The organism is Billgrantia ethanolica (assembly GCF_021404305.1).
GTDB classification, from domain to species: domain Bacteria; phylum Pseudomonadota; class Gammaproteobacteria; order Pseudomonadales; family Halomonadaceae; genus Halomonas; species Halomonas ethanolica.
Genome location: NZ_JABFTX010000002.1, coordinates 728,921 through 742,348 on the forward strand (window position 1 = coordinate 728,921; position 13,428 = coordinate 742,348).

Below are 13,428 nucleotides of genomic sequence, written 5' to 3' on the forward strand. Positions count from 1 at the left end.
GTCACACCCACCCCTCGCCGCGCTCGGCCAGGCGCTGTAGCTGATCGCGCCCGGCCCGATAGGGGGCCGGCCACTCGCATTCGCCGTCCTGGATGCCGGCGGCGGCGTGCAGCGTCCAGTAGGGGTCGGCCAGGTGGGGGCGAGCCAGGCACACCAGGTCGGCGCGACCGGCCATCAGGATCGAGTTGACGTGGTCGGCCTGGTAGATGTTGCCCACCGCCATGGTCGCCATGCCGGTCTCGTTGCGGATGCGATCCGAGAAGGGTGTCTGGAACATGCGCCCGTACTGCGGCTTGGCCTGGGTCGAGGTCTGCCCGGCGGAGACGTCGACGATGTCGACCTCGACGGCCTGGAGCAGGCGGGCGATCTCGACTGCCTCATCGGGGGTGACGCCCTCGTCGCCGACCCAGTCGTTGGCCGAGATGCGCACCGAGAGCGGCTTGTGGGCCGGCCAGGCGGCGCGCACGGCGCGGATCACCTCCAGCGGATAGCGCATGCGGTTCTCGAGCGAACCGCCGTAGTCGTCGTCGCGGCGGTTGGTTAGCGGCGTGATGAAGGAGGAGAGCAGGTAACCGTGGGCGGCATGCACCTCGAGCATGTCGAAGCCGGCACGCTCTGCCATCCGGGCGGCGGCGACGAACTCGTCGCGCACCCGCTCCATGTCGGCGCGATCCATGGCCCTGGGCACCTGATTGCGCGCCGACCAGGGCACGGCGGAAGCCGCCATGATCGGCCAGTTGCCTTCGGGCAGCGGCGCGTCCATCTCCTGCCAGCCGAGCTGGGTCGAGCCCTTGGGTCCGGAGTGGCCGATCTGGGCGCACAGCTTGGCCGGCGTCTCGGCGTGGACGAAGTCGCACAACCGCTGCCATGCCGCCTCGTGTTCGGGGGCGTAGAAGCCGGGGCAGCCGGGGGTGATACGGCCCGCCGGCGAGACACAGGTCATCTCGGTGTAGACCAGCCCGGCGCCGCCCTTGGCGCGCTCGGCGTAGTGCACGAAGTGCCAGTCGCTGGGGCAACCGTCCACTGCCTTGTACTGGGCCATGGGCGAAACCACCACCCGATTGATCAGCTGCATGTCGCGTAGCCGGTAGGGGGCGAACATCGGCGCCCGCGCGCTGCCCTCATTGCCGGCCTGGGCCTGGAACCAGCGCTCAGCGCTCTCGAGCCAGGCCGGGTCGCGCAGGCGCAGGTTCTCGTGGCTGATGCGCTGGGAGCGGGTCAGCAGCGAGTAGTTGAACTGCACCGGGTCGAGGTCCAGGTAGCGCTCCACCTGCTCGAACCACTCGGTGGAGTTGCGCGCCGCCGACTGCAGGCGCAGTACCTCCAGGCGGCGCTCCTCCTCGTAGCGGTCGAAGGCGCTGGCCATGTCGGGCTCGCTGTGCAGGTAGTCGGCCAGCGCGATGGCGCTCTCCAGCGCCAGCTTGGTGCCCGAACCGATGGAAAAGTGCGCGGTGGCGGCGGCGTCGCCCATCAGCACCACGTTGTCGAAGCTCCAGCGCGCGCACAGCACCCGGGGGAAGTTGATCCACGCCGAGCCGCGAATGTGGTTGGCATTGCTCATCAGCGCGTGGCCGTCGAGGTGCCTGGCGAAGATGCGCTCGCATACCGCGATCGACGCCTGTTGGCTCATCTCGCCGAAGCCGAAGGCGCGCCAGGTGGCTTCGCTGCACTCGACGATGAAGGTCGCGGTATCGGCGTCGAACTGGTAGGCGTGAGCCCACACCCAGCCGTGCTCGGTCTTCTCGAAGATGAAGGTGAAGGCGTCGTTGAAGGTCTGGTGAGTGCTGAGCCAGACGAACTTGCAGGCACGCACGTCGATGTCGGGCTGGAAATGCTCGGCATAGCGCTGCCGGGTACGTGAATTGAGGCCGTCGGCGGCCAGCACCAGATCGAACTCGCGGCGCAGCTCGTCGATGGCGGCTTCGGGGATATCGCTCTCGAAGCGCAGCTCGATGTCGAGCTCCCGGGCGCGCGCCTGCAGCAGCAACAGCAGCTGGCGGCGGCCGATACCGCAGAAGCCGTGACCGGTGGAGACGGTCTTGACGCCGTCGTGGATCACGGCGATGTCGTCCCAGTAGGCGAAGTGCTCGCGAATGCGTGCCGCGCTCACGGCATCGTTGGCGGCCAGATTGTCCAGCGTCTCGTCGGAGAGCACCACGCCCCAGCCGAAGGTGTCGTCGGGGCGGTTGCGCTCTATCACCACGATCTCGTGCGCCGGGTCGTGCAGCTTCATGCTGATGGCGAAGTAGAGGCCGGCGGGGCCACCGCCCAGGCAGGCGATTCTCATGAGGCGGAACCGTTTGGTTGTTGTAGTTGATGTCAGGCTAGACTCGCCGAAGAAATACTTCAAGCTTAAAATTTCATGCTTGAAGTAAATCGTTGAAGAACGTTTTTCCCTCGGCCAAGGATTGACAGTCAGGCTGGCAAGGGCGAGTCTGGGGTTTCGGGTTCGGCAGGGTCCGGGCTGCAACCGGCTTCGAAGGGGAAGGAGGCTCACCATGCTGGAACAGTGCAAGACTGCCAGGGAACGCTGGGGTGGTGTGCATCAGCTGATCGATCGCTGGCTCGACGAGCGCCGTGAGCTGCTGGTCAGCTTCATCGAGCTCAAGGAGGCCTGCGATACTGAGCTCGAGGCTGTGTGCAAGCCCCAGATCGATCGCTTCAGCGAACTACTGATGGATTACATCAGTGCCGGCCACTTCGAGATCTATCCGCAGCTGCGTGAGGAGGCCAACGCCTTTGAAGATCACGAAGCGCTGGAAATCGCCGCCAAGCTTTTGGAGCGCCTCGAGCTCTCCACCGAGCTGGTGCTGGCCTTCGACGCCGACTTCTCGACCCCGGTGCGCTGTCAGCATTTCCTGCCGCGCCTGCCCGCTTGGCTCGATCGTCTGGCCAAGGGGCTGACCGAACGCTTCGCCCTGGAAGACCAGTTGATCGCCAGGCTGCACGCAGCGCATACGCCGCGTGCGGAAACCGAAACCGAATAGCGCTACCGAATGGTTCTGGTTCTACGAACCGCTCTCTAGCAGGCCCGCGGACCGCTCCATTTCGGCGCCGCCCCGGTTCAGACCCGGGGCGGCGTTTTCGTGTGCGCGCTTTCTATGCGCCACGATGTGGTTTAGGCCTTGGCGGGCTCTGCCGCTTCCTGCTTCGAGCGACGCTGCCACAGTACCAGCATGCACGGCGTCAGCAGTAGCGTCAGTCCGGTGGCGAACACCAGGCCGCCGGCGATAGCGCTGGAGAGCTGGGTCCACCATTGGGTGGAGGGAGCACCGAATCCCAGGCTCGGGGCGAACAGGTTGACGTTGATCTCCAGCACCATCGGCATCAGCCCGAGCACGGTGGTGATGGCGGTGAGCAGCACCGGGCGCAGGCGCAGGCCGCCGGCCTCCAGGGCGGCGTCGTAGGGCGCCAGCCCCGCGCGCCGCAACTCGTTGTAGGTGTCGATCAGCACGATGTTGTTGTTCACCACGATACCCGCCAGGGCAATGATGCCCATGCCCACCATGACGATGCCGAACGGCTGGCCGTTGATCAGCAGGCCCATCAGCACGCCGGCGGTGGAGAAGACGATGGCCGAGAGCACCAGCAGGGCCTGATAGAGGCTGTTGAACTGAGTAACGAGGATCAGCAGCATCAACCCGATCGCAACGAGGAAGGCGGTGATCAGGAAGCGGCTGGCTTCCTCCTGGTCCTCCTGTTCGCCGGCCACGTTGACGCGCACGCCCTCCGGCGGTGGGCCCAGCGCCGCCAGCAGGGCGCGCAGCCGCTCGTCGGGCTGGTAGCCTTCGGCCACGTCCGCCTCCAGGGTGATGGCACGCTGACCGTCGATGCGGTGCAGGGTGCCGACCCGTGGTGCAGGCTCGAGGCTGGCGAAGTGGGAGATCGGCACCTGGCCGCGGGAGGTGTTGAGAGTCAGACGATCCAACTGATCGATGCTGCGCCAGTCATGGGGGAAGCGCACGCTGATGTCGACTTCGTCGGGGGCGTGAGCGGGGCGGTAGCTTGCCACCTGCAGGCCGTTGGTGACCAGCTGCACGGCGCTGCCCACCGCGGCCACATCGGCGCCGAGCCTGGCGGCGGCGGCGCGATCCACGTTGAGCCGCCACTCGATACCGGGCAGGCTGCGGTTGTCCTCGATGTCGCGGAAACCGCCCAGACGCTCCATTTCACGCCGGATGGCTTCCACCGCTGCCTCGCTGTCGGCCTCCTGCTGGGCGCTCACCTCCAGCACGATCGGCTTGCCGGCACCGGGGCCCATGTCCTGCTCGCGGAACTCCAGTACCACGCCGGGCAGGTCGGCGGTGCGTTCGGCCATCTCGTTCATGATCACCCGGGCCGGGCGGCGTTCCTGCCAGTCGATCAATTGGAACTGCACCGTACCGATCACGTCGCTACCGAGCTGCTCGTTGGGGATGGCGTAGGAGCGGGCATAGAGCGCCTGCACCTCGCTCATGCCGGCCAGGCGCGCTTCCACTCGGCGCACGATGGCGTCCTTCTCCAGCGCGGAGAAGTCGCCACGGGCGCGTACCATCACCTGGGCATTTTCCGGCTCGACGGCGGGAAAGAACTCGACGCCGTGGTTGAAGCGGCCGTAGCCGACGAAGATCAGCGCCATCAGCAGCAGGGCGATCGTCAGCGTCATGCCCGGCCAGGCCAGCAGTCGCGCCAGGGTGGTGCGATACAGGCGCCCGCCGGCGGTGATCATCTCCTCGCCGTGCACGGTCCGGCTGGCGCGCACGCTGAACACGCCGCCCAGGGTGGGCAGGAAGATCAGCGCCATGGCCAGCGAGGCGAGCAGGCAGAGGATCACCGTGGCCGGCAGGTACTTCATGAACTCGCCCACCACGCCGGGCCAGAACAGCAGCGGGAAGAACACCGCCAGGGTGGTGGCGGTGGCGGCGATTACCGGCCAACTCATGCGTGAGGCGGCGTTGACCCAGGCCTGCCGCGGCGGCTGACCCTCGCGCAGGTGGCGGTCGGCCAGCTCGCTGACCACGATGGCGCCATCCACCAGCATGCCGGCAACCAAGATGAGGGCGAACAGCACCACGATGTTGAGGGTATATCCAATGGCCCAGATCAGCAGGATACCGGTGAGGAAGGCGCCGGGGATGGTCAGCCCCACCATCAGCGCCGAGCGTACGCCCATGGCGGCCAGGATCACGATCAGCACCAGCACCACGGCGGTGAGCACGTTGTTGAGCAGCTCCGAGAGCATCTGATCGACGGTCACCGACTGGTCCATGATGGTGGTGATCGAGAGCTCCTCGGGCAGCAGCGGTGCGGCCTGGGCGAGGATCTCGCGCACCCCCTCGATGGTGGCGATCAGGTTGGCGCCGGCACGCTTGGAGATCTCCAGCACCAGGGCCGGCTCGTCGTCGATGCGGGCGAAACCGGTCGGGTCCTTGAAGGTGGGGTGGATCCAGCCCACGTCGGAGAAGGTGACCACCCGGTCGCCGTCGACCTTCACCGGCATGCCGAGCACGTCGTCCAGCGACTCGATGATGCCGGGAACCTTGACCGGGCTGCGGCCGGCGCCGGTGTCCAGGCTGCCGGCGGCGACCAGGCGGTTGTTGCGGGTGATCAGGTTGAACAGGGTGTCGAAGTCGACGCCGTAGCTGTCGAGCACCAGCGGGTCGATGACGATCTCCATCAGCTCTTCGCGCTCGCCGCCGATCTCCACTTCGAGCACTTCGGGCACGCCCTCGAAGGCATCCTGCAGTTGGCGGGCGATGGCCAGCCGCCGGGTCTCCTCGATGGGGCCCGAGAGCCCCAGGGTCAGCACCGGGAAGAGGCCGACGTTGACCTCGAAGACCCGCGGCTCCTCGGCCTCGTCGGGCAGCGAGGCGTTGGCGATATCGACCCGCTCGCGCACGTCGGCCAGCGCCTGGCGCGGGTCGAAGCCGGCGTCGAATTCCAGGGTCACCGCAGCGTGACCTTCGCTGGCCTGGGAGGTCATCTTGCGCACGCCCTCGATGGTGCGCAGTTCCTGTTCCATGGGCCGCACCAGCAGCCGTTCGCCATCCTCGGGGCTCACCCCTTCCAGGGCCAGCGAGACGTAGATGATGGGGATGGGAACGTCCGGATTGGCTTCCTTGGGCACCGCCTGCCAGGCGGCAAGGCCCGCCAGCAGCAGCGCCAGCAGCAACAGCAGGGTGGTGCGCGACCGGTCCAGTGCGGCCTCGATCAGGGTGCGCATGGTCAGGGGGTCTCCTGCTCTGCGCGTTCGCTGGTCGTGTCGTCTTCGCTGCTACTGTCTGTGGCGGCATCCTCGTCGAGAGTGCCGTTGTCGCTTTCGCTTGGCGTCGGTACGGCGATGACCTCATCGCCTTGGGCGACGAAGCCGCTGCCCAGGGTGATCAGGCGAATGGTCTCGGGCAGTCCGGCAACCCGGGCTTGGGTGGCGTCGGCGGCGACCAGGCTGACCGGGGTGCTCACCACCCGGTCCTCCTCGTCGAGATGCTTGACCCGCAGCCGGCCCTCATCGTTCAGCTCGAGCAGGGCGGGTGAGAGCTGGTGTACCTCGCGCTCAGGCAGGGTGATCGCCAGTGTCGCGCTGGCGCCTGCCAGCCGGCGGCGGTCCGCGTTGTCGAATTCGGCTTCGATATAGAAGGAGCGGGTGGACTCGTCGGCGCGGCTGGCGACGTGGGTCAGCTCGCCGGTAAGGCGGCTGCCGTCCAGCAGTCGCGCCTCGACGGGCAGCCCGGGGGCAAGGTCGGGGGCATCGCGTTGGGCTGCCCAGGCGCTGGCCTTGAGGCGGCGGTCGTCGATCAGGCGGGCATAGGGATCGCCGATCTGCAGCACTTCACCCAGTTCCACATGAAGACGGTCCACGACGCCGTCGAAGGGGGCCGTGGGACGCGTCTCCTCCAGCGTCTGGCGCAGCTCGGCCAGCTCGGCCGCTGCCACGCTGACGCTGCTCTGCAGGCCCAGCAGTTCGGGCTGAGAGATCAGGTTGCGCTGACGTAAGCTGTCGGCCCCGGCCAGCTCGGCCCTGGCCAGTTCGAGCCGATCCTCGGCGCGCTGCAGCTGTGCTTCCAGGGCATCGCGCGACAGCGCCAGCAGAGGCGAGCCGGCTTCCACTCCGCTGCCCTGGGTGACCGGCAATTCGACGACCCGGCCGGCATGGCGAGTGCGCAGCTCGACCTCGCGAAAGGCCACCAGCTGGCCCTGCACCACCCGCTGTGGCTGGTAGGCGACGGCGCTGCTGTGACGGTATTCGACCCGGGGCAGGGTGTCGGCGGGCGGTGCTTCCGCGGTGGGCGCCTGCTGCTGGAAGCGCTGCACGTCGCCGAGTGCCAGCCACAGCAGCAGAGCCAGCAGCACCAGAGCGGCCAGCAGCGCGGAAATAGGGGGACGTCTCAGCATGCGGCCTTCCCTGGTTCGATAGCAGGAATACGGTAGACGAGCCTGTGCAGCGAGTGCTGCGTCGCGCGGAGCCAAGCTGGCTGAATCGTGCCGCCTACTCGGCTAATCAAGCATTGCATGATAGCGCAAAAGCCGAAAAAGGTGGCAGTCGCGCCGAGGGGTATCGAATGTGCCGGGTTTTCCCTAGTCGGAGGTCGGATTGAGTTTTGTGCAATGCAAGCATACCATCTTGCGGTCCGAATCCCGGCCAGGGTGGGCAGACGCCCGCACGGCTCATCCTCAGGAAATGCTGAACGATTCGCTCGCGTAGACATTTGTACAGCGTTTCCTTCATGGCGGCTCAACCGAAGGAGCAACAATGAAAGATCCCGTACGTATTGCCATTACCGGCGGTGCCGGCCAGATCAGCTACTCCCTTATCTTCCGTATTGCCGCGGGCGACATGCTGGGCCCGGATCAGCCCGTCATTCTCCAGCTGCTCGAGATTCCCCAGGCCATGGACGCGCTCAACGGCGTGGTCATGGAAGTGAACGACTGCGCCTTCCCGTTGGTGCAGGACATCGTCGCCACCGACGACCCGAACGTCGCCTTCAAGGATGCCGATTTCGCTCTGCTGGTCGGCGCCCGTCCGCGCGGACCGGGCATGGAGCGCAAGGACCTGCTGGAAGCCAATGCGGCGATCTTCTCCGTGCAAGGCAAGGCGCTGAACGACAACGCCAGCCGCAACGTGCGCGTGCTGGTGGTGGGCAACCCGGCTAACACCAATGCCCTGATCGCCTCCTGCAACGCGCCCGACCTGAGCCCGCGTCAGTTCACCGCGATGACCCGTCTGGATCACAACCGCGCCCTGACCCAGCTGGCTCAGAAGACCGGCAAGCGCGTCACCGACGTGGACAGCATGATCATCTGGGGCAACCACAGCGCCACCCAGTACCCGGATCTGGCCCACACCAAGGTGGCCGGCAAGCCGGCTTTCGATCTGGTCGAGCGCGACTGGTACGAGAATGACTTCATCCCCACCGTGCAGCAGCGCGGCGCGGCAATCATCAAGGCGCGCGGTGCCTCTTCCGCCGCTTCCGCCGCCTCTTCCGCCATCGACCACATGCGCGACTGGGCGCTGGGTACCGATGGCGTGGTGAGCATGGCGATCCCGTCCGACGGCAGCTACGGCATTGCCGAAGGCATCATCTACTCCTACCCGGTGCGCTGCCAGAACGGCGACTACGAGATCGTCCAGGGTCTGGAGATCGACGAGTTCAGCCGCGCCAAGATGAAGGCCACCGAAGATGAGCTGCGGGAAGAGCGCGCCGCAGTTGAACACCTGCTTGGCTGACAAATGCTTGTGCGAGTGAATCGCCGAGCAGTGTAGTTGGTAGGTGAGTTGACAGGCAGTAAAGAAAAACCCCGAAAGCCTAGGCTTTCGGGGTTTTGTGTATGGCGGGCGGGCCAGGGGTCAGTCGCGCAGGCTCATGATGCGCCAGCCGCGGCGTTCGGCCACCTCGCGCAGGGTGGCGTCGGGGTCCACCGCCACGGGGTGCTCCACCAGCTCCAGCAGCGCCAGGTCGTTGTGGGAGTCGCTGTAGAACCAGGCGTCGTCCAGGGTGTAGTCCTTGTCAGCCAGCCACTCCTCCAGGCGCTTGACCTTGCCTTCACGATAGCTAGGCGTGCCGCTGACCTGGCCGGTGTAGCGACCGTCGCGCACCTCCGGCTCCACCGCGATGAGATGATCCACGCCCAGCCGCTCGGCGATGGGGCCGGTGATGAAGCGGTTGGTGGCGGTGATGATCAGCAGGGTGTCGCCACGGCTGCGGTGGCGTGCCAGCAGCTCCTCACCCTTGGCCAGGATGTTGGGCTCGATCTTGCTGGCCATGAACTGCTGATGCCAGGCGGCCAGCTGCTCGGGGCTGTTGTCGGCGAGCGGCTTGAGCGCCACGGTGAGAAAGGCATGAATGTCCAGCGTTCCCGCCTCATAGTCGGCCATGAAGCGGTCGTTGGCTTCACGGTAGGCCTTGGCATCCACTGCTCCCTGTTCGAGCAGAAACTCGCCCCAGGCGTGGTCGCTGTCGATGGCGAGCAGGGTATTGTCCAGGTCGAAAATGGCCAGACTCACGGCTTACCCCTTGCGATTTGGTGAGTAATGACTTGCTGCATTTCGTGAAAGCTGGCGATTATGTCAGACAACGTCCTCGCTGCTAAGCCTGCCGGAGCTTTTTCTCCTGTCGCCGGTTCGGCCCCAACGTTGTATTGATGCGCTTCGCGCCCTTGTGGAAGAATGCAAGCAACGATGAATTTCACAAGGTGACGTCCGTGATCGACGCTGACGGCTTTCGCCCCAACGTTGGCATCATCATCGCCAACGCCAGAGGGCAGCTGCTTTGGGCGCGTCGGGTAGGACAGAATGCGTGGCAGTTTCCCCAGGGAGGCATCAAGTCAACCGAAACACCGCAACAGGCGCTCTATCGAGAGCTGGAAGAGGAAATTGGCCTGACCGCCGATGACGTCGAACTGCTCGCCTGTACCCGGGGATGGCTGCGCTATCGTTTGCCGCGACGCATGGTGCGCATGAATTCGAGGCCGGTGTGTATCGGCCAGAAGCAGAAGTGGTTCCTGCTGCGGATTCGCTGTCAGGAGAGCCGTATCTGCATGGACGGCTCGGAGAAGCCCGAGTTCGATAACTGGCGCTGGGTCAGCTACTGGTATCCGCTGGGGCAGGTGGTGCCGTTCAAGCGCGAGGTGTATCGCCGCGCGCTGAGCGAGCTGTCGCCTCGGGCGCAGCGGCTGGCGCTGGAAGGGCGCTGAGCGGTAAGACCGCTGTTCGGTACGACCGCTGTTCGGTACGAGAGGGGCAACGCAGGGCCCCGTTAGTAAGTGCTGCCACCACTGGCGGTGCTTGGCCTTGACTCCTGAGCAGGCGAGGGACGACAACGATGGAAAGCAAGACGCCGATGCTCGAGGTGCTGCGCCGGGTCATTCAGGAGGTCAACGGGGCACGCAATCTCGATGCGGCGCTGGCGACCATGGTTCGCCGTATCCGCAAGGCCATGCGCACCGACGTGTGCTCCTTCTATCTCTTCGATGCCGAGGTAGAAGCGCTGGTACTGATGGAAACCATTGGCCTGCACAGTCAGGCGGTGGGTCAGGTGACCCTGCGGGTGGGCGAGGGGCTGGTCGGCCTGGTGGCCGAGCGCGAGGAACCGCTCAACCTGGAAGATGCACCCTCGCACCCACGCTTCCGTTACTTCGAGGCTACCGGCGAGGAGCGCTACTCCAGTTTTCTCGGCGTGCCGATCATTCACCAGCGGCGCATGCTCGGCGTGCTCGTCGTACAGCAGAGTGAGAAACGCCGTTACGATGAGGAGGATGAAGCCTTCCTCATCACCATGGGCGCGCAACTGGCCGGCGTGCTGGCTCACGCTCTAGCCACGGGTAGTCTCAGCAAGCCTACGCTGCCTGGTGGGCAGGCCATGTTCACCGGCGTTGCCGCCTCGCCCGGCATGGCCATCGGCGAGGTGGTGGTGGTGGCGCCTCTGGCCGATCTGGACAGCGTTCCCGACCTGATCCCTACCGACGTCGAGCACGAGATCGCGCGCCTCAAGGAGGCCATCGAGTGCGTGCGCGAGGAGATTCGCGCGGCGGGCGAGCGCCTGGCCAACCGTATCTCGGCCCAGGAACTGGCGCTGTTCGAGGTCTATCAGCAGATGCTCAGCGAAGCGGCGCTCTCCCAGGAAGTGGAGAAGCGCATTCGCGAAGGGCAGTGGGCCCCGGGTGCACTGGCCGACGTGGTGCGACGCCACGTGCAGTACCTGGAGCGGGTCGACGACGACTACCTGCGCGAGCGGGCCGCCGATGTGCGCGACCTGGGCCGCCGGGTGCTGGCGCATCTGCAGGAGGAGACTCCCCAGACTCCTGCCAATTTCCCCGAAAGCACCATCCTGGTGGGCGACGAGATCAGCGTCGCCACGCTGGGCGAAGTGCCGCGGGAGCGTCTGGCCGGGCTGGTCTCGATGCGTGGTTCGAGTACCTCTCACGTGGCGATCGTGGCGCGGGCCATGGGCATTCCCACGGTGTCGGGCATGGTCGACCTGCCGCTGCCGCGGCTCTCCGGTGCCGAGGTGGTCCTCGACGGGCACCGGGGGCGGCTCTTCGTGCGGCCTACCGATGAGCTGAAAGCCCGCTACAGCAGCCTGATCGCCGAAGAGGTGGCGCTGACGGAAGTACTGGAGCATGAGCAGGACCTGCCCAGCGAGACGCCCGACGGCTACGAGATGCCGCTGATGGTCAACACCGGGCTGGCTTTCGACACCGCGGTATCATTGAAGAAGCGCATCAGCGGCGTGGGTCTGTACCGCACCGAAGTACCGTTCATGATTGCCGAGCGCTTTCCGGGGGAGCAGGAGCAGGCGCGCCTCTACCGCGATCAATTGGAGAGCTTTGCGCCGCTGCCGGTGGTCATGCGTACCCTCGACATCGGCGGCGACAAGGACCTGCCCTATTTCCCCATCGAGGAAGCCAACCCCTTCCTCGGCTGGCGCGGCATTCGGGTCACGCTCGATCACCCCGAAGTGCTGATGGTGCAGCTGCGCGCCATGCTGCGTGCCGCTCAGGGGCTCGACAATCTGCAGATTCTGCTGCCCATGGTGACCAACGTCGACGAAGTCGACGATGCGCTGCGCCTGTTGGACCGTGCCATTCGTGAGCTGGGCGAAGAGGGCGTGGTCTCGCCGCGGCCACGGGTAGGCGTGATGCTGGAGGTTCCCGCTACGCTCTATCAACTGGATGCACTGGCTGAACGGGTCGACTTCTTCTCCGTCGGCAGCAACGACCTGACCCAGTACCTGCTGGCGGTGGATCGCAACAACCCTCGGGTGGCGAGTCTCTATGACTCCTGCCATCCCGCCGTGCTGTGTGCCATGGCGCGGCTGGCCGAGGAGTCCAGGCGGTTGAAGAAGCCGATCTCGGTGTGCGGCGAACTGGCCGGCGATCCGGCCGGCGCGCTGCTGCTGATGGGGATGGGCTTCAACTCCCTTTCCATGAACGCCCCCAGCCTGCCCCGGGTCAGAGCGGCCATTCGTCGGGTATCGATCGATGCCGCCAAGGCGCTGGTTCGGGAAACCCTGGCGCTAAATTCACCGGTGGCGGTTCGCAGCCATCTGTTCGGGCGTCTCAGCGAATGGCAGCTGGCGCACCTGTTGCCGCCACGGGACTGAGCGCGACTCATGTGTCTCATCGCTTTCGATTTTCGACCGCAGGCGCCGATATCGCTGCGCCTGGTGGCCAACCGCGACGAGTTCCATCAACGGCCGACGGCTGCACTGGCGGCGTGGCAGGATGCCCCCGACATCGTCGGCGGCCGCGATCTCGAGGCCGGTGGCAGCTGGCTGGCGGTGCATCGTCGCGGGCGATTCGCGGCGGTGACCAACGTGCGCGATCCTGCCCTCGCCGTGGCGCCCGGTGCGCCGAGCCGGGGACAGCTCGTGCGCGACGCACTGGAGTGCCCCGACCTCGCTGCCTGGCTGCACAGACTGGCCGCGGGCGAGGGCTGGCGTTATGCCGGCTTCAACCTGCTGGCGGGCGATGGTGAGCGCCTCTGGCATCTGCACCGCGGTCGGGACGAACTGCTGCTCACCCAGGTTCCGGCCGGTCTTCACGGGCTCTCCAATGCCACTCTCGATACGCCCTGGCCCAAGCTGATCGCCGCTCGGCAGGGGCTGGCGACCGCGCAGCGTCGTCGCTGGCCGGAGGACGCGCTGGAGGCGTTTGGCCAGACGCTGCCGGCCGACGATGGCCATCTGCCCGATACCGGCGTGGGGCTGGAGCTGGAGCGCCGGCTGTCGCCGCCTTTCATCGTCGGCGAGCAGTACGGTACCCGTGCCACTACCTGGCTGGAGTGGGACGCCGGTGCGGGCATCGCAGTGCTGGAAGAGCGTCGCTTCGGCCCGGGTGGGCAGCCCCAGGGGATGACGCGGGAGAAAATTGCCTTGCATCTCAACTCGTTCCTGGCGTCGCCATGACAGCCAGGACGTAGCGGCGTAAACTCACCCCTCAGGATCTGGCACA

General features: G+C 66.2%; 9 protein-coding genes. 5 read left to right on the plus strand and 4 right to left on the minus strand.

Annotated elements, in window-relative coordinates; all coding sequences use genetic code 11:
- Position 1: 1 nt before the first annotated feature.
- Positions 2 to 2,287, minus strand: coding sequence for a bifunctional salicylyl-CoA 5-hydroxylase/oxidoreductase (locus HOP53_RS12155; RefSeq protein WP_234270283.1), 2,286 nt, complete (start codon positions 2,285 to 2,287; stop codon positions 2 to 4).
- A 211-nt stretch (positions 2,288 to 2,498) separates the two neighbouring features.
- On the opposite strand from HOP53_RS12155, the gene rsd reads away from it, so the two are divergent.
- The gene (gene rsd, locus HOP53_RS12160) at positions 2,499 to 2,987 is read left to right on the plus strand and encodes a sigma D regulator (protein WP_234270284.1); all 489 of its coding nucleotides are present in this window, start codon (positions 2,499 to 2,501) and stop codon (positions 2,985 to 2,987) included.
- Positions 2,988 to 3,118: 131 nt separating this feature from the next.
- Here the strand turns inward: rsd and HOP53_RS12165 are convergent, their stop codons facing one another.
- Both HOP53_RS12165 and HOP53_RS12170 read right to left on the minus strand, forming a co-directional pair.
- Positions 3,119 to 6,202: an efflux RND transporter permease subunit gene (locus HOP53_RS12165; protein ID WP_234270285.1), complete on the minus strand. Its 3,084-nt coding sequence runs from the start codon at positions 6,200 to 6,202 to the stop codon at positions 3,119 to 3,121.
- 2 nt (positions 6,203 to 6,204) lie between these two features.
- A complete protein-coding gene (locus tag HOP53_RS12170; protein WP_234270286.1) occupies positions 6,205 to 7,371 on the minus strand; it encodes an efflux RND transporter periplasmic adaptor subunit in 1,167 nt (388 codons plus the stop codon).
- A 358-nt stretch (positions 7,372 to 7,729) separates the two neighbouring features.
- Between HOP53_RS12170 and HOP53_RS12175 the strand changes: the two genes are divergently transcribed.
- Complete coding sequence (locus HOP53_RS12175; RefSeq protein ID WP_234270287.1) at positions 7,730 to 8,704, plus strand: malate dehydrogenase; 975 nt, start codon at positions 7,730 to 7,732, stop codon at positions 8,702 to 8,704.
- 120 nt (positions 8,705 to 8,824) lie between these two features.
- On the opposite strand, the gene HOP53_RS12180 is transcribed toward HOP53_RS12175, so the two are convergent.
- On the minus strand, positions 8,825 to 9,481 hold the full coding sequence (locus HOP53_RS12180) for a histidinol-phosphatase (protein ID WP_234270288.1): 657 nt from the start codon (positions 9,479 to 9,481) through the stop codon (positions 8,825 to 8,827).
- Between the two features lie 197 nt (positions 9,482 to 9,678).
- On the opposite strand from HOP53_RS12180, the gene HOP53_RS12185 reads away from it, so the two are divergent.
- The 3 genes from HOP53_RS12185 to HOP53_RS12195 all read left to right on the plus strand — a co-directional run bounded on the left by HOP53_RS12185 (position 9,679) and on the right by HOP53_RS12195 (position 13,382).
- Complete coding sequence (locus tag HOP53_RS12185; protein WP_026037963.1) at positions 9,679 to 10,170, plus strand: RNA pyrophosphohydrolase; 492 nt, start codon at positions 9,679 to 9,681, stop codon at positions 10,168 to 10,170.
- A gap of 146 nt (positions 10,171 to 10,316) precedes the next feature.
- Complete coding sequence (ptsP, locus tag HOP53_RS12190; protein WP_234270434.1) at positions 10,317 to 12,578, plus strand: phosphoenolpyruvate--protein phosphotransferase; 2,262 nt, start codon at positions 10,317 to 10,319, stop codon at positions 12,576 to 12,578.
- 9 nt (positions 12,579 to 12,587) lie between these two features.
- Positions 12,588 to 13,382 (plus strand): NRDE family protein, encoded by a 795-nt coding sequence (locus HOP53_RS12195; RefSeq protein ID WP_234270289.1) that lies wholly within the window; start codon positions 12,588 to 12,590, stop codon positions 13,380 to 13,382.
- Positions 13,383 to 13,428 lie beyond the last annotated feature (46 nt).